Source organism: Zoogloea sp. JDB1 (assembly GCF_056724025.1).
This window is the reverse complement of the sequence record NZ_CM161496.1, coordinates 1,880,205-1,903,097: the sequence shown is the minus strand read 5'-3', so window position 1 is coordinate 1,903,097 and position 22,893 is coordinate 1,880,205. Positions and strand designations below refer to the sequence as shown.

Genomic DNA, 22,893 nt, shown 5'->3' with positions numbered 1-22,893 from the left:
AAAATGCGACGCTCCCCCTCCGGCCCCGCCCCTTTACCCGCCTCCGGCGAACGCCACGACTGGCAGACCATCAGGAAACTGCTGCCCTACCTGTGGGCCTACAAGTGGCGCATGTTGTTCGCCCTCGGCTGCCTGATCTCCGCCAAGTTCGCCAACGTCACCGTGCCGCTGATCTTCAAGCAACTGGTGGATGGCCTCGACATCTCCCGCGCCCAGGCCTTTATCGTGGTGCCGGCGGCGCTGCTGGTGGCCTACGGCGCGCTGCGCTTCTCCACCTCGCTGTTCACCGAACTGCGCGAGATCGTCTTCGCGCGGGTCACCCAGGAGGCGGTGCGCGAGATCTCGCTGCAGGTCTTCGGCCACCTGCATGCGCTGTCCCTGCGCTTCCACCTGGAACGCCAGACCGGCGGCCTGACCCGCGACATCGAGCGCGGCACCCGCTCCATCGGCTCGCTGATCAGTTACACGCTGTACTCCATCCTGCCGACCTTCGTGGAAATCGGCTTGGTACTGGGCATCCTGCTGGTGAAGTACGAACCGAGCTTCGCGCTGATCACCATCGTCACGCTGACGCTCTACATCACCTTCACCTTCAAGGTCACCAACTGGCGTACCGCGCTGCGCCGCCAGGCCAACGAACTGGACTCGGCCGCCAATGCTCGGGCCATCGACAGCCTGATCAACTTCGAGACGGTGAAGTACTTCAACAACGAAGCCTTCGAGACCCGCCGCTACGACACCGAGCTGAAAAAGTGGACGGCCGCCCAGATCAAGAACCAGAAGTCCCTGTCCCTCCTCAACATGGGCCAGGCGGCGATCATCGCCGTCGGGGTCACTGCAATGATGTGGCGTGCCGCCGACGGCGTGGCCTCCGGGCGCATGACCCTCGGCGACCTGGTGCTGGTCAATGCCTTCCTGATCCAGCTCTACATCCCGCTCAACTTCCTCGGCGTGCTGTACCGGGAGATCCGCCAGGCCCTCACCGACATCGAGCGCATGTTCGACCTGCTCGCCACCCACCGGGAAGTGGCCGACGGCCCCGACGCCCACGCGCTGGCCCGCGGCCCGGCCAGCGTCGGCTTCGACGGCGTCAATTTCGCCTACGACCCGAACCGGCCGATCCTCCACGACGTCGACTTCACGATCCCCGCCGGCCAGACGGTGGCGGTGGTCGGCCACTCCGGCTCCGGCAAATCCACGCTGGCGCGCCTGCTGTTCCGCTTCTACGACGTGCAGGGTGGCGCGGTGCGCATCAACGGCCAGGACATCCGCAGCCTCACCCAGGACAGCCTGCGCGCCGCCATCGGCATCGTTCCGCAGGACACCGTGCTGTTCAACGACACGCTGCTCTACAACATCCAGTACGGCCGCCCCGACGCCAGCCGCGAGGAAGTGGAGGCCGCCGCCCGCGCCGCCCAGCTGGAGGACTTCATCGCCCGCCTGCCGGACGGCTGGCAGAGCCGCGTCGGTGAGCGCGGCCTGAAGCTGTCCGGCGGCGAGAAGCAGCGCGTGGCCATCGCCCGCACGCTGCTGAAGAACCCGGACATCCTGATCTTCGACGAGGCCACCTCGGCCCTCGACTCGAAGACCGAAAAGGCCATCCAGGCCCAGCTCGACGCCGCCGCCCGCGGCCGCACCACGCTGGTCATCGCCCACCGCCTGTCCACGGTGATGAACGCCGACGAGATCCTGGTCCTCGACCAGGGCCGCATCGTCGAGCGCGGCAGCCACGCAGAACTGCTCGCCCGCGCCGGCGCCTACGCGCAGATGTGGGCGCTGCAACTGGAAGAGCGGGCTGCAGAAGAAGAGGTGGCCTGACGGAATCGCACGGAGCGCATTGCAAACCTTTGCAAACAGGCAAACGTGTAACTTCGGCGAAATGCTCATCACGTAGCGTCAATCAATTCCGCTACCCGATCTGCAAGGAGTTTTCCCGATGTTCGTCCCCCGTCTGCTCGCGCTTCTCGTCCCGGCCCTCGTCGCCACCTCTGCCCATGCCGGCATCGCCCTGATTGGCCAGGGCAGCCTGTCCGGCACCGACCTGTCCGGCCTCACCGGCACTCTCGAAAACGGCCAGGCCGCCAACCTCCTCGGCGGCCTCGGCTCAGCCATCGCCTGGGCCGGCGGCGACACCTTCCTGCTGGCGCCGGACCGCGGCCCCAACGCCGTCAACTGGAACGCCGCGGTGGACAACACCACCAGCTGGATTCCCCGCTTCCAGACCCTCAGCCTGGGCCTGTCCGGCACCAGTTTCAGCAGCAGCAGCGTGGCCACCCTCACGCCGACACTCAGCGCCACCACGCTGCTGTCCAGCACCACTGCCCTCAACTACGGCAGCGTCCCGGTGCTGAGCGGCAGCAACGGCCAGAACTACTTCACCGGCCGCTCCGACGCCTTCGATGCCGGCCTGTCCACCAACAGCGCCAATGCCCGCCTCGATCCGGAAGGCATCCGCGTCGCCGGCGACGGCAAGAGCGTCTACGTCTCAGACGAATACGGCCCCTACATCTACCGCTTCGACCGCGCCACCGGCCAGCGCACCGGCGTGATCACGCTGCCCGACAAGTTCGCGGTGTCCAACCTGTCCGCCGTCGGCGACACCGAGATCGCCAACAACACCAGCGGCCGCGTCGCCAACAAGGGCATGGAAGGCCTCGCCATCACGCCGGACGGCAAGACCCTGGTCGGCATCATGCAGAGCCCGCTGATCCAGGACGGCGGCACCAATGCCGGCGTGGTGCGCATCGTCACCGTGGATCTCGCCACCGGCAAGGTCACCCACGAGTACGCCTACCAGCTCGAGAACATCGGCACCGCCGCCAAGCCCAAGTACACCGGCATCAGCGAGATCGTGGCCATCAACGACCACGAGTTCCTCATCGACGAACGGGATGGCAAGGGCCTCGGCGATGACTCCAAGGCCGTATTCAAGAAGCTCTACCACGTGGACCTGAGCACCGCCCAGGACGTCAGCAACATCACCGGCGAGAGCGCACTGGCCGCCAAGGCCGTCGGCAAGAGCGTGTTCGCGGACCTGGCGGCCCTGTTGAAGGCCAACGGCTACACCGACCGTATGATCCCGGCCAAGATCGAAGGCCTCGCCTTCGGCCCCGACGTGCTGGTGGACGGCGTGCTGCAGCACACCCTGATCGTCACCAACGACAACGACTTCCTCGATACCGTCGGCGTGAACGGCGTACCCACCGCCAACCCGAACCAGTTCTTCGTGTTCGGCATCAGCAGCGACCTGCTTGCTGGCTACGAAGCCCAGCGCATTCCCGAGCCGGCCAGTCTGGCACTGGCAGCACTGGGCCTCGGCGGCCTGATGCTCCGGCGCAAGAAGTAATCACCGCGCCCCCACGGAAGCAGCGCCCACAGGGCCTGCTCCCGTGGCGGATGGCGGGACATGCCGGTCGGCGCGCTACCGAAGGCCGCCCTTGATGCACAATGAAGCCCCTTGCGGCTTCAACCGGACCCATGCCCCCGCTTCCTCGCAGCATCGCCCACCTGGACATGGACGCGTTCTACGCGTCGGTGGAGCTGTTGCGCTACCCGCAGCTGCGTGGCCTGCCCGCCGTGGTGGGCGGACGCCGTGCGACGGCGGCCGAGGATCCGGCCCATTTCCCGCGCCTGCGCGACTACGTCGGCCGCGGCGTGATCACCACCGCCACCTACGAGGCGCGGGCCCTCGGCGTGCATTCCGGCATGGGCCTGATGAAGGCCGCCCAACTGGCGCCGGACGCACTGCTGCTGCCCGCCGACTTCGACACCTACCGCCACTACTCGCGCCTCTTCAAGGCGGCAGTGCACGACATCGCGCCGGACCTCGAGGACCGCGGCATCGACGAGATCTACCTGGACCTCAGCGCTCTCAACCCGGACTGCAGCCGCGAAGGTGCCCGCGCCATCGCGCTGCGCCTGCAGCAGACCGTGCGCGACGCCACCGGCCTGTCCTGCTCCCTCGGTGTAGCCCCCAACAAGCTGCTCGCCAAGCTGTGCTCCGATCTGGAAAAACCAGCCGGCATCACCGTAGTGGCCGCCGACGACATTCCGGCCCGGATCTGGCCGCTGCCCGCCAAGCGCATCAACGGCATCGGGCCCAAGGCCGCGGAACGGCTGGACGCGCTGGGCATCCACAGCATCGGCGAGCTGGCCGCAGCCGATCCCCTGTGGCTGCAGGAACAGTTCGGCGCACGTTACGGCCAATGGCTGCACCGGGCTGCCCACGGACAGGACGAGCGCCCGGTGGTCACCCACAGCGAACCGAAGAGCCTCTCCCGCGAAACCACCTTCGAGCGCGACCTGCACCCACGCCAGGACCGCAACGAACTGTCCCAGCGCTTCACCCGCCTGTGCGAACAGCTTGCCGCCGACCTGGCCCGCAAGGGCTATGTCGGCAAGACCGTCGGGCTCAAGCTGCGCTTCGACAACTTCCACACCGTCACCCGCGACCTGACGCTGCCCACGCCCATCGGCGAGGCTGCAGCGATCCGTCGGGCCGCCGGCGAATGCCTCAAGCGCGTGCCGCTGGAGCGACGCATCCGCCTGCTCGGCGTGCGCGTCGGCAACCTGGCGCGGCGCGATGCGATCCCCGAACACGAAACACCGCTACCGGTCCAGGCTGAGCTCTTTGTGTAGAACACGGCTCAAACCATCACAACAAGACTTCCAGGAGATCCGCAATGCCGCACCCGAACCTCGAACCGGCCATCCCCAGCGCCATCGAACCCTGGCGCCAGAACCTCCGCGGCGAGCACGACGCACTGCTGCGTGGTCCGCGCCCGGCCTGGTGGTGGACCGGGCTGGCACCGGAGAACTGTCCCGGCATGCAAGCAGACGGGCATCTCACCGCGCTGCCCCAGCCCAACCTCACCACCTGTACCCGCGAATCCGTGCTGGCCGCTTTCGACAACGGCTGGACGCTGACCGAAGTGCTGTTCGCCAGCCTGCAGGGCGAGGAAGCCTTCTACCGCCCGCCCTACCACCACCTTCGCCACCCGATGGTCTTCTACTACGGCCACCCGGCGGCGCTGTACATCAACAAGCTGCGCGTCGCCGGCCTCATCGACACGCCGGTCAATCCCTACTTCGAACGCATCTTCGAGACCGGCGTGGACGAAATGCGCTGGGACGACATGTCGAAGAACGAGATGCTGTGGCCCAGCTTCGCGGAAGTGCACACCTACCGTGAGCAGGTCTACCTCACGGTGCGCCGCCTCATAGAGACCCACCCCGGCCTGGTCCGCGGCCATGCGACTATCACCATGGACGATCCGCTGTGGGCGCTGTTCATGGGCTTCGAACACGAGCGCATCCACATCGAGACCTCCTCGGTGCTGATCCGCGAACTGCCCCTCGACGACGTACGCCGCCCGGAGGAATGGCCGGCCCTGCATGCCAGCGCCGGCACGCCAGCCCACTTCCCGCCGGTCGCCGGACAGGATTTCCCGACCTCACGCCTGCTGACCATCCCGGCCTCCGTCGTGAAGTTCGGCAAGCCGCGCAACTGGCCGAGCTTCGGCTGGGACAACGAATACGGCGAGCGCAGTGTCGCGCTGCAGGCCTTCCAGGTGGAAAACCAGTTGGTCAGCAATGGCGCCTTCCTCGAGTTCATCCAGAGCGGCGGCTACCTGGAGCGCCAGTACTGGACCGACGCCGGCTGGGAATGGCGCGGCTTCCGCAACAGCAAGTGGCCCTGTTTCTGGGTGCCGGACGGCCCCGCCGGGCTGCACCGCTACAAACTGCGCACCCTGTTCGAAACCATCGAAATGCCATGGAACTGGCCGGCCGAGGTCAATGCCCACGAAGCCGCCGCCTACTGCGCCTGGCGCAGCGCCCGCGACGGCATCCCCTGTAGGCTGCCCACCGAGGCCGAGCACCACGCGCTGCACGACGCCTCATGGGCCGAAACCGATCCTCCCGCCCACCACGACGGCACCGCCCTCGCCACTGTCTACGGCTGGAACAGCCAGCTCGCCCACGGCTCCCCGTGGCCGGTGGATGCCGGCACGCCCAGCCTGGCCGGCGCCCACGACGTGTTCGGCAACGTCTGGCAGTGGCACGGGGATGACTTCCACCCGCTGCCCGGCGCCCGCGTCCATCCCTATTACGACGACTTCTCGACGCCCTGCTACGACGGCCAGCACCAGATGATCCTCGGCGGATCGTGGATTTCCTGCGGCGACGAGGCCAGCGTGTGGGCACGCTTCCACTTCCGCCCGCACTTCTTCCAGCACGCCGGCTTCCGCGTCGTACAGGCCGCCCACGACGGCCAGGTTGTGAAGCTCGACGGCGCGGACAGCGCCAGCCAAGTGTACGAAGACGCCCGCATGGTGGACGACTACATGCTCCTCCACCACGGCGAACCGCAGACCCAGATGCCGTGGGCCGGCGGCCCCCAGCGCGCCACGTCCTTCCCGCAACGCTGCGCCGACTGGCTGCTCGACGGCGCCAGGCAGTTTGGCACCGGCAGCGCCCGCGCGCTGGACGTCGGCTGCGCAGTGGGCGGCGGCAGCTTCGAACTGGCCCGCGGCTTCGGCGAGGTGCTTGGTGTGGACCTTTCCCGCGCCTTCATCGACGCCGCCAGCACGCTGCAGAAAGATGGCAGCCGCCCCTACTTCCGCTGCGACGAGGGCGATCTGGGCGAAACCGTGATGGCCCGCATCGACCCGGCCATCGAGCGCAGCCGGGTGAGCTTCCGCCAGGCCGACGCCTGTTCGCTGCCCGCCGAGCTGGCCGACTTCGACGCGGTACTGCTGGCCAACCTGCTGTGCCGCCTGCCCAGCCCGATGGCCCTGCTCGGCCGCCTCGGCGGACCGCGCGGGCTGGTCAAGGTCGGCGGCCTGATCGCCCTGTTCTCGCCTTATTCCTGGCTGGAGCAATTCACACCGCGGGAATCCTGGCTCGGCGGCTACGAGAAGGGCGGCAAGGCGGCACGCAGCGCCGACACCCTCAAGGCCTTCCTGGCCACCGAAGGCTTCGTGCTGCGCCGGGAGGAAGAGGTGCCGCTGGTGATCCGCGAACACGCCCGCAAGTACCAGTTCATCGTCACCCACGGCATGCTGTGGCAACGGGAGCGCTGAACACCCAGCCGGCCTGAACTACTCGGGCAGGCTTTGGGCCGCCGACAGGCCGCTGCCGAGAAGCTGTGTCCGCAGCGCCTTCGCGGTATCCGGCGCCTGGAGCTTGATCCGCTCGTAGGCTCCGGCCGCCGCTGGCCCATTACCCTCGGCCAGGTAGCTCACGGTCAGCAGGCTCAGGGCGGGTATCAGGTTCGGCTGCCTCGCCAGCACCACCTCGACCTGCGCCCGCGCCTTCTGGAAAAGGCGGGCGCTCAGATAAGCCTGAGCCAGGTACATGCGCGCATCCAGCGACAAGGGTTTCAGGCTGATCGCCTTTTCCAGTGCCTGGATGGCACGCCCGAGGTTGCGGCTGCGCAACTGGGCCTCCCCCAGGTTGACCCACGGATTGGCCTGCTCCGGGTCGAGGCGCACCGCGGTTTCCAGCGCCTCCACGGCTTCGGGCAGGCGGCCCAGCTTGATCAGCGCAAAACCCTTGCCGCTCCACGCCAGTACATTGACAGGATCGATCTCGATGGCCTTGAGCTCATAACGCAAGGAGCCTTCCATGTCGCCCTTCGCCCCCAGTATCCGGGCGGTCGTCAGACACATGCGCAGCAGCTTCGGATCAGCCGCTTCGGCCTGCCGGACCATTGCCAGGGCCTGGTCCGGATTGCCGGTGCCGAGCAGGCTTTCCGCCCACGAAACCCGCTCGTCCGGCGTCAGGCTGCCCAGGGCATCGAGCTTCTGGAAGGCCATTCCGGCCTCCCGCGGCTTGCCGGCAGCCAGATAGGCCAGCGCCACCTGGCGCCAGCCTCCCACGCTCTTCGGCTCGAGCTCGATGGCCTTCAGGGCGTCGTCCAGAGCCGGCTGCACGCGCTTGAGCTCCAGCCTGATCATGCTCCGGTTGGCCAGATAGATGGCCTGGCCGGGCGCCAGCCGGACCGCCTGATCGAAGGCCTTCTCCGCCTCCGAGAGCCGTGTCAGCTTCAGCAGTACCCCGCCGAGCCCGGTCCAGGCATCAGCCGACCCGGGTGCCAGTTCGACGGCCTTGCGCATGGCCTCCTCGGCGGGTCCCAGGCGCCCCCGGTTGAGTTCCGCGAAGCCGAGGGCCAACTGCGTCTTTTCGGCGCTGTTGTGGCTGATGGCGGCATCGCGGGCCACCCGGCGGGCTTCGTCGGGCCTGCCGGTTTCCGCGTAAAGCTCGGCCAGGCGGCGCCGCGCCGTGCTGTCCGAATCGCCGAGGCGCAGCGCCGTCGCAAACGCCTTCACGGCGTCGTCCCGCTTGCCCAGCCGGTCTTCGATCAGCCCCAGCTGGCGCCAGGCGGACGCGCTGCCCGGGTTGCGCCGGATGGCCTCCTGAGAGGAAATCCCGGCCTCGGCCAGGCGCCCTTGGTCGAACAGCCAGCTGGAACGCAGCAAGGGGGCCCAGGCGCTGAAAGGCTGACGGCGCGCCGCCTCCTGCATGGATCTCTCGGCTTCGTCGCGCGCGCCGCTACGATACTGCACGGAGGCCAGCAGCTCCCACGCCTGGGCGTGATCGCGGTCCAGCTCGAGGGTTCTCCGCAGGCTGGACTCCGCTTCGCCGTAGCGTTGCAGCTCCACGAGGCTACTGGCGTGTATGAAGGCGGCGTGCGCGGAGCGCGGCTGGGCAGCCATCCAGGCACGCGCATGGGGCTCTAGTTCGGCCCATTTCCGGGCCTCGATCAAGGCCTCGGCCTCCGTCGCCCAGGCCCTCTCCGGCGCCGGCAGCGCGGGGGGTGGCGGCGGCTCGTCGCCACCGACCAGGATGCGCGCTACCTGCTCGGCCGGCAGGATCATGTTGAAGTTCTGGCCAGTGCCGAGCACCGCCCGGGTGATGCCGAGCAGCCGCCCTTCCCGGTCGAACAGCCCGCCACCGCTGGAGCCGGGCGATTGGGGCGCCGTCGCCACGAGAAAGGGCTGCGGCAGTTCGAGCTGGGCACTGGCAAGCAGGCCGGCGCTCACCGCCAGCCCGAAGCCGAGGGGATTTCCCACCGCAAACACCGCTTCGCCGACGGCCTTCCCATCAACCTGGCGCAGGGGGACCGGCGCAGCCGTCAGGCCGCCGACGGCCAGCAGGCACAGGTCCGCCGGCGCATTGCGGCGCAGCCAGTGCCCGGCCAGTTCGCGCGGTCCGGTCAGCACGCTGATCGCGCTCGCATCCTCAATCACGTGGCAGTTGGTCGCCACCAGTCCGGCCCCGACCACCACGCCGCTCCCCTGGGCCGCAATCTTCCCCTCCTCGTCGAAGGTCTTGATCGTCACCACGGAGGGCGACACGCGCGCAAAGACACGTTCGGCGTCACCTTCCTCGCGTGCCAGCGCGCACCTTCCAGTCAGGCCGGCGAGTACCAGCACCAATACAGCCGCCTTTCTCATCGGGCTGCCTCCTCGTAGGGGGATAGATAGTTGAGGTAGGCCTCTTCCGCCGCCTTGCCGTCGATCGCCCGCAACCTGTCGTAGGTGCTGCGTGCCGCATCCCGCTGGCCCAGGGCCTGATGGGCCGCCATCAAGGCACCCCAGACCTTGGGCTGGGCAGGGTCGAGCTGCAGCGAACGCTCCAGCGCCGGCAACGCCTCCTTGTGGCGCGCCAGGATGCTCAGCGTGAAACCCTTCTGGCGCCAGTTGCGCGCCTCTCCCGGAACCCTCGTCGCCAGTGCGTCGAACACGGCCAGCGCCTCCGCCGGGCGCCCGCCGTCCTTCAGCGTGACACCCAGTTGGTAACGCCAGTCATCCTGCGCAGGCTGGGCCTCCACCGCGGCCTTGAAGGCGGCGATCGCATCGGGGTAGTTCTTCAGCCGGTAGTGGGCAAAGCCGATCCCCGCCCACGCCCGGTCGGGCTCCTCGAATCTGCGCGCCAGGCACGCCTGATACGCCTCGATGGCGGCCTCCGGACGCTCCAGGGCACCCAATGCAATGCCGCGCCAGAACCAGGCCGTCGCGCCATCCCGCTCCGCTTCGGGCAAACGTTCGATGACCGCCAGCGCACGGGCTGGCTGGGCCGCGTTGATGTAGGCCCGCGCCAGACCGAAGCGCGGCCCCGACGCCTCCGGGTACAAGCCGCGGATTCGCGACCAGATCGAGATCGACGTGGCGTGATCCCCGCGGAGCTGGGCCAGCTCCGCCAGGCCCCGGTAGGCCTCGATCAGCCAGGGATCGAGCTCGATGGCAGTACGGTAGGCCGCCTCGGCGTCCTTGTTGAGGCGGGCGGCCGTGCGCACCTGTCCGAGCACCAGGTGGACAACGGCCAGCTCCCGGTGCTCGGCGGCCAGCGTGGTAGCCAGCGCCAGCGCCTCGTCCCGCCGTCCGCCGGCCAGCAGCGCCGACACCAGGCCGATCCCCCACTCCGCCCGCCCCGGGGCAATCCGGCGCAGCGCGGTCCAGGCCTCCAGCTCCCGGTCGGCCTGCTTGAGGCCGCGGGCTGCGGCCACCCGGAAGCCCCAGGCATCGATGCTGTCAGGCTCGCGGCGAATCCATTCCGCCGCCTGGGCATCCAGTTCCTGCCACTTGCCCTGCTTCCTCAGAAGGGTCGCCGCATCGTAGCGTTGGAGGGCGGCGGTGGCCGCTGCGGCCCGTGCCTCGATCTCGTCGCTCCAACTGATCGCCGCCGCGAAATTGACGTTCTGGCCATCGCGGCGGCGGTAGTCGATGATGCCCACCACGGCGCCGGACTCATCCACCAGCGCCCCGCCCTCGGAGCCCGGCGAAATCGGCGCGGTGAACTGGATCAGCTCTCCCACCGGATTGCGCCGGATGCCAGCCACCACGCCCTCGGAGATCCCCACGCCCAATCCCAGCGCGTTCGACAGCGCAAAGACGCGGCTTCCGGTGGCCGGCAGGCTCCGCCGCAGGGCTACGCCGGATGACGGCAGCCCGTCGACGACGATCAGGCACAGATTGCGTTCCCGGTCTCGCGCGGCGAGTCGTGCCGTGTGCGCCTGCGCCGCGATCTTCAGCGTCAGACCACTAGCGGAATCCAGCCCTTCACACACCGTGACGAAGCGCCCGGCGCCGATCTCGGTAGCGGTCAGGCTGCCGGTTGCCTGGCCATTGCTGCCGGCCACTTCGAGCACGGCCACCGCCGGCGACGCAAGGGTGAAGATCTGCTGGGGGCCGAGGGCCTGGGCTGCTTGCGGCCCGAGCAGGGTTCCGCACAGGCAACACATGCCAAGCATGCCGCCCCGGGTGGCAAGGTAATACGACAGACGAAGGGACAATGACATTCCCGCAGCTCTCCTGGCGACGGGAGGGCCCCCATCGATGGCATTCGAATTTATCCCGCCAACATTACCATCGCCGTGGGCCAGCCAGGGTGAAGCGCCTCACACCACCAGCGTCTCGCGCATCCAATCGACGAACACCCGCACGCGCGCCGGCAGCAGGCGCGCGTGCGGGTAGACCACGCTGACCGGCCGCGGCGGCGGCTCGAAGTTTTCCAACGCGGCCCACAGGCGGCCGTCGGCCAGATGGCCGGCGATCTGGTACGACAGGAAACAGCCGAAGCCCAGCCCGGCCACGCAGGCATCCACCGCCGGCGCCACGTGGTTAAACTCCAGCCGCCCCTTCACCGGCACGCCGAAGGAGCGGCCCTTGTCCTCGAAGCGCCACCAGCCCCCCGAACCCGACAGGAAGCCGATGCAGTCGGCCTGCAATAGATCCTTCGGATGAGCCGGTAGCGGCCGGCCGCGCAGGTAGTCCGGGCTGGCCACCACCATGCGCCGCACCGCGCCGACCGGATGGGCGATCAGCGTCGAATCCTCCAGCGCCCCGATGCGGATCCCCACGTCGATACCTTCCTCGAGCAGGTTCACAACCCGGTCGAAGAGCAGCAGACGGCAGCGCAGCTGCTCATGGCGCTGCATGAAGCAGTTAACCGCCGGTGCCACGTACATCTGGCCGAACAGCACCGGCGCCGTCACGCTGAGCTGGCCGGACAGCTCAGCGGCCTCTTCCTTCAGGGCCGCCTCCGCCTCATCGAGGGAAGCCAGCAGGTTGCGGCAGCTCGCCAGATAATGCCGCCCCTCCTCGGTCAGCACGATGCGGCGGGTCGTGCGGTTGAACAGGCGCACGCCCAGCTCGGCCTCCAGCGCCGCCAGCGTGCGCACCACCGCCGGCAGCGAGCTGCCCAGGCTACGCGCGGCGGCACTGAGGCTACCGTCGTCGGCGATGCGCACGAAGGTCGCCATAGCCTTCAGCTTGTCCATGGTCATTACTCCATCTATCGGATGAGTGAAATCAGGATTGCGCCATTTATCCACAAATCGGATCAACGCACACTCTCCTCCGTCACTTCCCCTCCCCCGAAAGGAACGCCATGAACACGCCCGCCCAGCCGATCAAGCTGTACCGCTTCCCGCTCTCCGGCCACAGCCACCGAGCCGAACTCTTCCTGTCCTTGCTCGGCCTGCCCGTCGAACCCATCGACGTGGACCTGGCCGGCGGCGAGCAGAAAACGCCCGCCTACCTGGCGATGAACGCCTTTGGCCAGGTGCCGGTGATCCAGGACGGCGACGTGACCATCGCCGACTCCACCGCCATCCTGGTCTATCTGGCCCGCCGCTACGGGGCCCCAAGCTGGCTGCCGGCCGACCCGGCCGGCGCCGCCCAGGTCCAGCGCTGGCTGTCGGTGGCCTCCGGGCAGGTTGCCTACGGCCCCTGCGCAGCCCGCCTGATCACGGTGTTCGGCATGGACTTCAACCCGAAGGAGGTCATCGCCCGCGCCCACACGCTGTTCGCGGTGATGGAGAAGGAGCTGGCCGAACGCCCCTTCCTCGTCGGTGACCACGCCACCATCGCCGACGTGGCCAACCACACCTACATCGCCCACGCACCGGAAGGCAATGTGTCGCTGGCCGACTATCCGAACATCCGAGCCTGGCTGGCCCGCGTGGAAGCGCTGCCCGGCTTCATCCCGATGCCGGCTACCGCCATCGGCCTGGCGGCCTGACGACCATGGCCGGCCCCAGCTTCCACACCGGCGAAGAAGCGCTGCAGGCCCGCGCCGGTAGCCGCGAACGGCTGGCCGAGGTCGGCCCTCGGGTGATCCGGCCGGCCATGCCGGAAACGCACCAGACCTTCTTCGGCCAGGTGCCCTTCGTCGTGGCCGGCACAGTGGATGGCGACGGCCAGCCATGGGCGTCGCTGCTTGCCGGCGCGCCGGGCTTCATCCACGCCCCGACCGACGACCGCCTGCGCATCAAGGCGCTGCCACCGGCCGGCGATCCGCTGGAAGGTCTGCTGGAAAACGGCGCCCGCATCGGCCTGCTCGGCATCGAAGCCCACACACGGCGACGCAACCGGGCCAACGGGCGGATCGTCGCGGTGGACGGCGCCGGCATCGACGTCCATGTCGAGCAGAGCTTCGGCAACTGCCCGAGATACATCCAGCCGCGCCGGGCCGAGTACGTGCCAGGCCAGGGCATCCAAGCGGCAAGCACGGACTTCACCGGGCTGGGCGAGCCCGTGCGCGCCCTCGTCGCGGCGGCCGATACCTTCTTCATCGCCAGCGCCCACCCGGACGACGACGGCCTGCCGGCCCACGGCGTGGACGTCTCCCACCGGGGCGGCCCGGCGGGCTTCGTGCGCATCGACGGCGACACGCTGACGGTGCCCGACCTGGCCGGCAACAACTACTTCAACACCCTCGGCAACCTGCTGCTGGCGCCGCGCGCCGGCCTGCTGTTCATCGACTTCGCCCGTGGCGACCTCGCCTGGCTGGCCGCCGACGCGGAGATCGTCCACGAAGGCCCGGACCTCGCCGCCCACCCGGGTGCCCTGCGCCTGCTCCGGCTGCACGTCAGGACGAGCCGTCACGCACCCGCCGCCGTGCCGCTGCGCTGGCGCGAGGTGCCCTGACGCCATCCCACCACGACGGGCACACCATCCAACGAAAAGGGCCACGCCGTCGGCGTGGCCCTTTCACCGTCCCGGCGCCACAAAGGCCCGGGGCGGATGGCTGTCTCAAAGGGTCAGCGCATTGCTCAGGTCACCCATCGGCTGGGCGCCACTGGCCTTCAGGGCCTTGTCGCGGGCGGTCAGGCCCGGCAGCGTGTCGAGACCAAACACACGGGTGATGAAGCGCAGGATCGACGCGGTGTCGTACTGGGTGTGGTCAACCGTGCCCTTCTTGGCGAACGGCGAGATGACGATGGCCGGGATGCGGGTACCCGGACCGATCAGGTCGCCCTTCGGCGGAGCCACGTGGTCCCACACGCCACCGAACTCGTCGTAGGTGATGACGATCACCATGTTCTTCCACTGGGGGCTGGCCTGCAGCTTGGCCACCAGATCAGCGATCTTGGCGTCGCCATCCGCCAGGTTGGCATAGCCTTCGTGCTGGTTGTATACCCCTTCCGGCTTGTAGAAGGTCACTGCCGGCAGCGTACCGGCTGCGGCGTCGGCAACCAGATCGGTGTAATCCTTCAAGTGCGCGCTGCGGTTCGCGGCCTGGGTCGCCGGATCGAAGGACGCGTAGTAATTGAACGGCTGGTGGTGAGGCTGGAAGTCCACGTTGGTGGTTGTCGCCACACCATAGCTGTTGCCGGCGTAGATCACCGAGCGAGCGGTGGCCGGGTCCTGCATGCCGTCGGTGAGCGCGGCATTCCACGCACCGCCGTACCACTTCCAGCTCACGTTCTTGGCGTTCATCAGGTCGCCGATGGTGACGCCGGTCTGCGGCGGCAGCGTGGTGGCCTTGGCGGTATTGGCATACAGGGCGCTGTTGCCGCTCACGCTGGAAGGCGCGTTGCCGCTCGGCTGGTAGGGCGGCTGCATGGTGTTGACCGCGTAGAACTTGCCGTCGCCGAAGTAGTTGGCCGGCGTGATGTTGCCGCTCAGCACATAGGACGGGGGGCCGTCCATCGCGGAAGCCGGACTTGCTGCGGAGGTGGTCAGCTGGGGCAGGTAGTTCCCACTGGCATCCTTGTTGAGCGCCGCAATGGTGGGCTTGGCGGCGGCGGTGTCGGCGTTCGGGTATTCCGGCGCACAGGCGCAGATCAAATACTGGTGGTTCAGGAAGGAACCGCCGAAGGCGCCCTGGAAGAAGTTGTCAGCCAGCACGTATTGCTGGGCCAGCTTGTACATGGCGGAGCCGCTGTAGTCAAAGTGCCCCATGGTCAGACCGCCGGCATCGGCCCAGGCAGCGAACATGTCGTTCTTGCCGCCGTTGATCTGCATCTGATTCTCGAAGAAGCGGTGGTACAGATCGCGGGTCACCGTACCGGTGGTCAGGGTCGCATTGGCGCTGGCCTGGAAGGCCGTCTCGATGGAGAACGGCGCATTGGCGAGGCCGGCGCTCTGGGCCTGGGTCACCACTGGAGTGACGCCACCAGCGGTCACGCCGCCCCAGGTCTGCGGCAGGGTGCTCAGTACGTTGCCGTTGCGATCCTTTTGCGGAATGTAGTTGGCATTCAGCTTGCCGCTTGCGTCGTACAGGCTGCTCAGGCCGTTGGCGCCGGGGAAATTGCCGTAGAGGTTGTCGAACGAACGGTTCTCGGCATAGATCACGACCACGTTCTTGACGTTTGCCTTCAGGGAGGCGGTCTGGTCGGAATGGTGATCACTGCCACAGGCGCTGAGGACCAGCGCCGCAATCAGGGTGAGAGGCCAGCTCTGCCGGCCGAAGGGGAGGGATTTTGTTTTCATGGGGTGCCCGATCCAGGTTGAAGAAGCCGCTGGCAGTCTGGATCGTCCATGTGACATCGGTTTGACCTTCAATGACAGGGTTCCGCCAGGGTTCTGTCATGGTGCCGCCATCCTCATGCGCTAGAAAGACGGGTTCGATACTCACCCCTTGCCCGTTTCATGCGTCTGACACTTCGCCTTCTGCTCGGCTGCCTGGCCGTCGCCCTCTCCGGCTGCGAGCGCGATGTCGCCGCAACAACCGTCCGCGCAGCCCAGCCCGTGGCGGCCAAGGCATTCTACGAAACGGCCTTCGAGCGCAAACCCGACGCCGCCGGGCTTGAAGCCCTCGGACGCAAGCTGTTCTCCGACCCGAGCCTGTCGGTCTCCGGCCGGCAATCCTGCGCCTCCTGCCACAGCCCGGCCCACGCCTACGGCCCACCCAACGCGCTGTCGGTCCAGCCCGGCGGCGCCGAGCTGACCGACCTGGGCCAGCGTGCTGCGCCGTCCCTGATGTACCGGCAAGGCACGCCGCCCTTCTCCGAGCATTTCAACGACACGGACGGCGACGATGGCGCCGACCAGGGGCCGACCGGCGGACGGACCTGGGACGGCCGTGTCAGCTCGGTCCACGAACAGGCCGCGCTACCCCTGCTATCACCGCTGGAGATGGGCAATGCCGACCCGGCGGCGGTCGTGGCCCGTCTGCGCGCCTCACCCTCCGCCGCGGATTTCCGGGCGGCCTTTGGCGAACGCGTGCTGGACAACGTGCCCAAGGCCTGGAACGGCCTGCTGTGGGCTCTGGAAGTGTTCCAGCAGAGCCCCGCCGACTTCTACCCCTATTCGAGCAAGTACGACGCCTTCCTGCGCCATCAAACCACGCTCAGCCCCCAGGAAGAGCGCGGTCTCGCCCTCTTCAACGATCCCCGCAAGGGCAACTGCGCCCAATGCCATCCCAGCGCCATCAAGCGCGGAACCTTTCCGCTGTTTACCGACGAAAGCCTGCTGGCTCTTGGCGTTCCACGCAATCGGCAGATCCCCGCCAACCAGGATCCGGCCTGGTTCGACATGGGGCTGTGCGGCCCCATGCGCACCGACCTGAAAACGCGCACCGAATACTGTGGAGCCTTCAAGACGCCCTCCCTGCGCAATGCCGCGCGCCGCCGGAGCTTTTTCCACAATGGCGTGTTCCACAGTCTGGAAGATGTAGTGCGCTTCTATGCGCAACGCGACAGCAATCCGGAGCGCTTCTACCCCGCGGGCGCCGACGGCCGTGTGGAACGCTTCGACGATCTGCCCGCAGCGTTCCGCGGAAACGTGGTTTCCGATCCGCCCTTCGGCCGCCAGCCCGGAACGGGGGCTGCACTCAGCGAGAAGAACGTCGCAGACTTGGTGGCTTTTCTCAAGACGCTGAACGACGGCTACCTGGCACCCACCACACAGCTCAGCCGGGCAGCCCCAAGAAACTGACCCAAGCATGGGTCATCATGCGGACGGCTCAGCCGATCGAGCCGAGCAGACTCTGGTCCACCTCACTCTGCACCAACTGGCCGGCCAACGCCGGATTCTGCTTCAGTACCTGCGTCCAGTTGCTGTTCAGGTCCGTCGATCCGCCCGTCGTCGAACTCTCGCTCGACGACGCGCTTGTATCCGTAGCCTGCGTGCTGCTCGATGAGGCAGCCCCCGCCGACACCGAAGCGCTGCTCAAAGACAAGGCCTCCTGCAGGATGGAATCCATGCTGCTGGAAGCACCGCTCGCGTCCGACGAATCGCTTTGCAGCAGCGGATCCGACAGCAGGGTCGAGACCTGCATCTGGCTCAACAGACCCTGGGCATTGTAGGTGGTGGTCGAGCTGTCGGAACTCCCACTCTGCGGATGGTGGTGCCCCTCGACGCCGGCAGCACCCGTGGTCGAGATTGTGGAGCTTGTCCCCGTGCTGGTGACCGTGACACTAAAATAGGCCGCGTACTGCTGACTGCTGCCGATGGAAGAAATGCTCATAACAGGCCGTAAGTGCTCGTCAGCGCTGCAGCGCCTGCAGGGTGATCTTCTTGATCGTGCCGTCGCAGCGCTCGGCCACCCGGCGGTATTCCTCCGGCGTGTCGATCTGCACCTGCACGAGTTCCACCTTGTTGATCTCGCGCCGCACGTAGGGGCCCCAGCGCTCCTCCAGCTCATTGGAGATGCGCGCCTGTGTCTGGCCAACCGGACCACGCCATGGGCCGCCGGTGGTGAAGCGGCGGGACAGGGTCTCGGCAAGCTCCTTCTCGATGCCGGCCAGGTGCTGGCGGTAGGCGTCCACATGGCGCTGCTCATGCTGGTAGATCTCCCGGTAGGCACAGCTGTCCTTCGGGAATTCCTTCGCCACATACACCGTCAGGGGGCTGAAGCCGTAGATCATGCTGATCTGCGGGCTGGCGCATTCCCACTGGCGGGATGCATCGACGCGGGACACCACCTTGGTCTCGAAACGCACGATGGCGGCTCCCCGCGTCAGGCCCAGCACCCGCTGCCCTTCCTGCAGGGAACGCGGCCCCATCAGGCTGAGGGTGCGCAGGCCGGTCACCGTATCCAGCCCGACCGGCTCCTCGTGCAGCTTCACCGTCACCGACGGCTTCGGCAGCTCGTCGCAGACGTCGGCGAAGCTGTTGCAGCAGAACAGGGCGAGCAGCAGGGGCAGGAAACGCATGGATTCGGGCTCAACGGATCTCACTCAGGAGGACCGCAGCCTAACAGCTGACGGCGCTTACGGGGCCCTACGCACACCGTGCTCAAGCACCCGGCGCATCGAAACGCACCCCCTGGGCCAGCGGCAGCACGCTGGAGTAATTGATGGTGTTGGTAGCCCGCCGCATGTAGGCCCGCCAGGCGTCTGCGCCGGCCTCGCGGCCGCCGCCGGTCTCCTTCTCGCCGCCAAAGGCGCCGCCGATCTCGGCACCGGACGGGCCGATATTCACGTTGGCGATGCCGCAGTCGCTGCCGGCCGCCGACAGGAAGCGCTCCGCCTCGCGCAGGTCGGTGGTGAAGATCGCCGATGCCAGCCCCTGGGGCACGCCGTTGTGCAGCGCGATCGCCTCCTCCAGCGTGCGGTAGCGCAGCACGTAGAGGATGGGGCTGAAGGTCTCGCGGCGCACCAGCGCACTCTGGCCGGGCATCTCCACCAGCGCCGGGCGCACGTAGCAGCCGTCCGGGCAGTCGGCCACCGCCACCACCTCGCCGCCATGCACGCAGCCGCCCTCGGCGTAGGCCTGGACCAGCGCTGCGTGGTGGGCATCGACGGCCACACTGTCGATCAGCGGGCCGACCAGGGTGGCGGGCTCCAGCGGATTCCCGACCGGCAGGCTGGCGAAGGCCGCCTCGAGACGCGACAGCAGGTGCGCCGCGACGGATTCGTGCACGATCAGGCGGCGCAGCGTCGTGCAGCGCTGGCCGGCAGTGCCGGCGGCGGCGAAGACGATGGCCCGCAGCGCCAGCTCCAGGTCGGCGCTGGGCGCGACGATCATGCCGTTGTTGCCGCCCAGCTCCAGCAGGCAGCGCCCGAAACGCGCCGCCACTCGCGGCGCCACGCTGCGCCCCATGGTCGTCGAGCCGGTGGCCGACAGCAGCGCCACATCCGGATGGTCGGCCAGCGCAGTACCGAGGGCGCCGGGGCCGATCACGACCTGGCTGAGATCCAGCGGCAGGTCACCCGCCTCGGCCATCGCCTGCGCCAGCAAGCCCTGGCAGGCCAGCGCACACAGGGGGGTGCGCGACGACGGTTTCCACACCACCGCATCACCGCACACCAGCGCCAGCGCGGCATTCCACGCCCACACGGCGACCGGGAAATTGAAGGCGCTGATGACGCCACACACACCGAGGGGATGCCAGCTTTCCATCAGGCGATGGCCGGGACGCTCGCTGGCCATCGTCAAACCGTAGAGCTGGCGCGACAGGCCGACCGCAAAGTCGCACATGTCGATCATCTCCTGTACCTCGCCCTGTCCTTCGGACAGGATCTTGCCGCTCTCGATGCAGACCAATCGCCCGAGCGCCGCCTTGTGCCAGCGCAACACGTCACCGAAACACCTCAGCAACTCGCCACGGCGCGGGGCCGGCACCTCGCGCCAGGCCAGGAAGGCCGCCCGCGCCCGCGCCACCACGGCGTCCAGATCGTCGCACTCGATGCAACTACCGATGCGGCTGCCGTCGATCGGCGAGCGGGCCACCAGACTGCCGGCGTCCGGCGCGGGCAGACCGAAACCGGCGAACAGTTCGGCAACTTCGGAAGACAGCAGCGGATGCAGCATGACGGGCTCCCGGCGATGTGATCACGCCGATTGGACAAGCGAACAGCAGGAACAATCCCGGCAAGGTCCGCTCACGCGTCTCAGGCATCCTTCCCGCAGCTTGCGCTTGCGGGCGTGAATTCATTCGCATCCCAATTCAAAAGCAAGCCGCGGAGTGCAAGCCGGCCCGGCAAAGGCTAGATTGCGGGTATCAGCGTAGCGAATCCGACACCCCGACCATGGACGCCCCTCTCCACAACCATGCAGCCCAAACCCTTGCCGATCCGCGCTGGGCTGCGGTGCTGGCCCGCGACCCGACGGCCGACGGTCGCTTCTTTTACTCGGTGAAGAGCACCGGCGTGTATTGCCGTCCGTCCTGCGGATCGCGCCGGCCACGGCCGGAGAACGTGGCCTTCCACACCAGCGCGGCCGAGGCCGAAGCGGCCGGCTTCCGCCCCTGCCGGCGCTGCCGGCCGGATCTGCCGCCCCTCGCCGAACGCCAGGGGGCGCTGGTCGCCGAGCTGTGCCACTTCATCGACAATGCCGATCACGTACCGACCCTGGATGAACTCGCCCGCCGGGCCCAACTCAGTCCCTTCCACCTGCAGCGTCTGTTCAAGGCAAGGACGGGACTCACGCCACGCGCCTACGCAGCTGCCCTGCGGGCGCGCCGCCTTCGCGACGGCCTCGCCGCCAGCCCATCGGTCAGCGCCGCCCAGTACGACGCCGGCTACGCCTCCAGCGGACGCTTCTACGCCGACACCGACGCCGCGCTGGGCATGACGCCGAGCCAGTACCGGGCCGGCGGCGCCGACACCGAGATCCGCTTCGCGATCGGCCAGAGCACTCTCGGTGCCATCCTGGTCGCAGCCAGCCCGCGTGGCGTCTGCGCGATCAGCCTCGGCGACGACGCGGACGCCCTCGCCCGCGAACTGCAGGACCGCTTCCCCCACGCCCGCCTGGTCGGTGATGATCCCGACTTCGCTACACTGGTGGCCCGGGTCGCCGGCTTCGTCGAAAGCCCCGCCCAGGGCCTCGACCTGCCGCTGGACCTGCGCGGCACCGCCTTCCAGTTACGCGTATGGCACGCGCTGCGGGAGATCCCGGTGGGCAGCCGGCTGAGCTACACCGAGCTGGCCCGCCGCCTCGGCCTGCCGCGGGCGGTACGTGCGGTGGCCGGCGCCTGTGCGGCCAACACGCTGGCGGTGGCCGTACCCTGCCATCGGGTGGTGCGCAACGACGGCGGCCTGGCCGGCTACCGCTGGGGCGTCGAGCGCAAGCAGGCCCTGCTCGAACGCGAGGCCCGACCATGACCCTCGACCTATTCGCGGCGGCGGACCCGTGCCAGCCCATCACCCCCGGCGCGATGCTGCTGCACGGTTTTGCACTGGCCGAGGCGGAAGCCATCCTCGCCGACGTACGGGCCATCACCGCCCGGGCCCCCTTTCGGCGCATGTTCACCCCGGGCGGCCAGGCCATGTCGGTGGCGATGAGCAACTGCGGCAACCTAGGCTGGATCAGCGACCGCCAGGGCTACCGCTACGTCGCCGCCGATCCGGACAACGGCCAGCCGTGGCCGCCTCTCTCTCCACGCCTGCTGCACCTGGCCAGCACCGCGGCGGCGCGGGCCGGCTTCCCCGGCTTTGTGCCCGACGCCTGCCTGATCAACCGCTACGCGCCGGGCACCCGCATGTCCCTGCATCAGGACCGGGACGAGCAGGACCTCACCCAGCCCATAGTGTCCGTGTCCCTCGGCCTGCCGGTCACCTTCCTGTTCGGTGGCCTGGCCCGTAGCGACAAGGCCGCGCGTCTCACCTTGAGCCACGGCGACGTGCTGGTGTGGGGCGGCCCGGCGCGGCTGCGCTTCCACGGCGTGCTACCGCTGATGGACGGCCAGCATCCGGCCATCGGCGCGTACCGCATCAACCTCACGTTCAGAAAGGCCGCATGAAGGTGCTCGGAAACCCACACGTTCCGGTGGAGGCGGTTGAGTTCTCCCCCACCGTTTTCGGTACTCCAACCGCAGCCCTGCCAAGGACTACGCCATGCGCCTCGCCCTGCCCGCCAGCTTCCGCCCCGCCGACATCCTGGCTTTCCAGGCCCGCGATCCGCAGCAGCTGGCGGAGCGGGTCGACGCCGACGGTTTTGCCAAAGGGCTGATCTGGCACGGCGCGCCGGCCTGCCTGCGGGTCGTCTTCCAGCACGGCCACGTGAACGTGGAACTGGACGTGGACGGCACACCGGCCAGCGCCGGGGCGGTCGCCGGCCTGGCCCGCCATGTGCTGGGCCTAGACCAGCCAGTGGACGCCTTCGAATCGGCCCACCGCCACCATCCCCAGCTCGGCCCACTGCTCGCCCGCCACGGCGGACTGCGCGTACCGCAGGCCGCGACGCCTTTCGAGGCGCTCAGCTGGGCCGTCACCGGGCAGCAGATCAGCACTGCCGCAGCGATCTCCATACGCCGGCGGCTGATCGCCTGCATCGGCGTCCGCCACAGCGGCGGCCTGGCCTGCTATCCGGATGCGGCGCACCTCGCCATGCAGGACGAAGCGCGCCTGCGCGACGCCGGCCTGTCTCAAAGCAAGGCTCGCGCCCTGCTGAGCCTCGCCCACCAGGTCGCCGACGGCGTCCTGCCGCTGGAGGCCTGGCTGACGGGCACCCCCGCCGACGACATCCGCAACCGCCTGCTGACGGTACGCGGCATCGGGCCATGGACGGTGGATTACGCGCTGCTGCGCGGCTTCGCGCACCTGGACGGCTCCCTGCACGGCGACGCGGCAGTGCGCCGCGGCCTGCAGAAGCTGCTCAGCCGGGAGGACAAGATCGGCGAGGCCGAAACCAAAGCCTGGCTCGCCGACTTCACGCCCTGGCGCGCGCTGGCCGCGGCACACCTGTGGGCGGTCGCCAAGGAAGCATGACGCACCCT

17 protein-coding genes are annotated in these 22,893 nt (G+C 68.4%); 10 read left to right on the top strand and 7 right to left on the bottom strand.

Going from position 1 to position 22,893, the window contains the following annotated elements:
• Nucleotides 1–3: 3 nt before the first annotated feature.
• From AC1PPK_RS08425 to ovoA, 4 genes are all read left to right on the top strand, one after another.
• Nucleotides 4–1,818: an ABCB family ABC transporter ATP-binding protein/permease gene (locus AC1PPK_RS08425; protein WP_481117392.1), complete on the top strand. Its 1,815-nt coding sequence runs from the start codon at nucleotides 4–6 to the stop codon at nucleotides 1,816–1,818.
• A gap of 118 nt (nucleotides 1,819–1,936) precedes the next feature.
• A complete protein-coding gene (locus tag AC1PPK_RS08420; protein WP_481117391.1) occupies nucleotides 1,937–3,346 on the top strand; it encodes an esterase-like activity of phytase family protein in 1,410 nt (469 codons plus the stop codon).
• Between the two features lie 131 nt (nucleotides 3,347–3,477).
• Nucleotides 3,478–4,638, top strand: coding sequence for a DNA polymerase IV (gene dinB, locus AC1PPK_RS08415; protein ID WP_481117390.1), 1,161 nt, complete (start codon nucleotides 3,478–3,480; stop codon nucleotides 4,636–4,638).
• 44 nt (nucleotides 4,639–4,682) lie between these two features.
• On the top strand, nucleotides 4,683–7,082 hold the full coding sequence (gene ovoA, locus AC1PPK_RS08410) for a 5-histidylcysteine sulfoxide synthase (protein ID WP_481117389.1): 2,400 nt from the start codon (nucleotides 4,683–4,685) through the stop codon (nucleotides 7,080–7,082).
• Between the two features lie 18 nt (nucleotides 7,083–7,100).
• Here the strand turns inward: ovoA and AC1PPK_RS08405 are convergent, their stop codons facing one another.
• From AC1PPK_RS08405 to AC1PPK_RS08395, 3 genes are all read right to left on the bottom strand, one after another.
• The gene (locus AC1PPK_RS08405) at nucleotides 7,101–9,458 is read right to left on the bottom strand and encodes a tetratricopeptide repeat protein (RefSeq protein ID WP_481117388.1); all 2,358 of its coding nucleotides are present in this window, start codon (nucleotides 9,456–9,458) and stop codon (nucleotides 7,101–7,103) included.
• Nucleotides 9,455–11,302, bottom strand: a complete 1,848-nt coding sequence (locus AC1PPK_RS08400) for a tetratricopeptide repeat protein (RefSeq protein ID WP_481117387.1) — start codon at nucleotides 11,300–11,302, stop codon at nucleotides 9,455–9,457. The genes AC1PPK_RS08405 and AC1PPK_RS08400 overlap by 4 nt, the downstream gene beginning before the upstream one ends.
• Before the next feature lie 99 nt (nucleotides 11,303–11,401).
• A complete protein-coding gene (locus tag AC1PPK_RS08395) occupies nucleotides 11,402–12,283 on the bottom strand; it encodes a LysR family transcriptional regulator (protein ID WP_481117386.1) in 882 nt (293 codons plus the stop codon).
• A gap of 110 nt (nucleotides 12,284–12,393) precedes the next feature.
• Here AC1PPK_RS08395 and AC1PPK_RS08390 point away from each other — a divergent pair, with 110 nt between their 5' ends.
• Together AC1PPK_RS08390 and AC1PPK_RS08385 are read left to right on the top strand one after the other, a co-directional pair.
• Nucleotides 12,394–13,026, top strand: coding sequence for a glutathione S-transferase family protein (locus tag AC1PPK_RS08390; RefSeq protein ID WP_481117385.1), 633 nt, complete (start codon nucleotides 12,394–12,396; stop codon nucleotides 13,024–13,026).
• Nucleotides 13,027–13,031: 5 nt separating this feature from the next.
• Entirely contained in the window at nucleotides 13,032–13,934 is a 903-nt protein-coding gene (locus AC1PPK_RS08385) for a pyridoxamine 5'-phosphate oxidase family protein (protein WP_481117384.1), read from the top strand.
• A 105-nt stretch (nucleotides 13,935–14,039) separates the two neighbouring features.
• On the opposite strand, the gene acpA is transcribed toward AC1PPK_RS08385, so the two are convergent.
• The gene (gene acpA / locus AC1PPK_RS08380) at nucleotides 14,040–15,722 is read right to left on the bottom strand and encodes an acid phosphatase (protein ID WP_481117383.1); all 1,683 of its coding nucleotides are present in this window, start codon (nucleotides 15,720–15,722) and stop codon (nucleotides 14,040–14,042) included.
• 159 nt (nucleotides 15,723–15,881) lie between these two features.
• Between acpA and AC1PPK_RS08375 the strand changes: the two genes are divergently transcribed.
• Nucleotides 15,882–17,168, top strand: coding sequence for a cytochrome-c peroxidase (locus AC1PPK_RS08375; protein WP_481117382.1), 1,287 nt, complete (start codon nucleotides 15,882–15,884; stop codon nucleotides 17,166–17,168).
• A gap of 28 nt (nucleotides 17,169–17,196) precedes the next feature.
• Here AC1PPK_RS08375 and AC1PPK_RS08370 read toward each other — a convergent pair whose 3' ends face one another.
• The 3 genes from AC1PPK_RS08370 to amaB all read right to left on the bottom strand — a co-directional run bounded on the left by AC1PPK_RS08370 (nucleotide 17,197) and on the right by amaB (nucleotide 19,988).
• Entirely contained in the window at nucleotides 17,197–17,700 is a 504-nt protein-coding gene (locus tag AC1PPK_RS08370) for a hypothetical protein (RefSeq protein WP_481117381.1), read from the bottom strand.
• 19 nt (nucleotides 17,701–17,719) lie between these two features.
• The gene (locus AC1PPK_RS08365) at nucleotides 17,720–18,388 is read right to left on the bottom strand and encodes a hypothetical protein (RefSeq protein ID WP_481117380.1); all 669 of its coding nucleotides are present in this window, start codon (nucleotides 18,386–18,388) and stop codon (nucleotides 17,720–17,722) included.
• Between the two features lie 82 nt (nucleotides 18,389–18,470).
• On the bottom strand, nucleotides 18,471–19,988 hold the full coding sequence (gene amaB, locus AC1PPK_RS08360; RefSeq protein ID WP_481117379.1) for an L-piperidine-6-carboxylate dehydrogenase: 1,518 nt from the start codon (nucleotides 19,986–19,988) through the stop codon (nucleotides 18,471–18,473).
• 218 nt (nucleotides 19,989–20,206) lie between these two features.
• On the opposite strand from amaB, the gene ada reads away from it, so the two are divergent.
• The 3 genes from ada to AC1PPK_RS08345 all read left to right on the top strand — a co-directional run bounded on the left by ada (nucleotide 20,207) and on the right by AC1PPK_RS08345 (nucleotide 22,885).
• Nucleotides 20,207–21,280 carry a bifunctional DNA-binding transcriptional regulator/O6-methylguanine-DNA methyltransferase Ada gene (gene ada, locus AC1PPK_RS08355; RefSeq protein ID WP_481117378.1) on the top strand — a complete coding sequence of 358 codons (1,074 nt, stop codon included), beginning with the start codon at nucleotides 20,207–20,209 and terminating at the stop codon, nucleotides 21,278–21,280.
• Nucleotides 21,277–21,918, top strand: coding sequence for a DNA oxidative demethylase AlkB (alkB, locus tag AC1PPK_RS08350; RefSeq protein WP_481117377.1), 642 nt, complete (start codon nucleotides 21,277–21,279; stop codon nucleotides 21,916–21,918). The genes ada and alkB overlap by 4 nt, the downstream gene beginning before the upstream one ends.
• A 94-nt stretch (nucleotides 21,919–22,012) precedes the next feature.
• Nucleotides 22,013–22,885 carry a DNA-3-methyladenine glycosylase family protein gene (locus tag AC1PPK_RS08345; protein ID WP_481117376.1) on the top strand — a complete coding sequence of 291 codons (873 nt, stop codon included), beginning with the start codon at nucleotides 22,013–22,015 and terminating at the stop codon, nucleotides 22,883–22,885.
• Nucleotides 22,886–22,893: the final 8 nt, after the last annotated feature.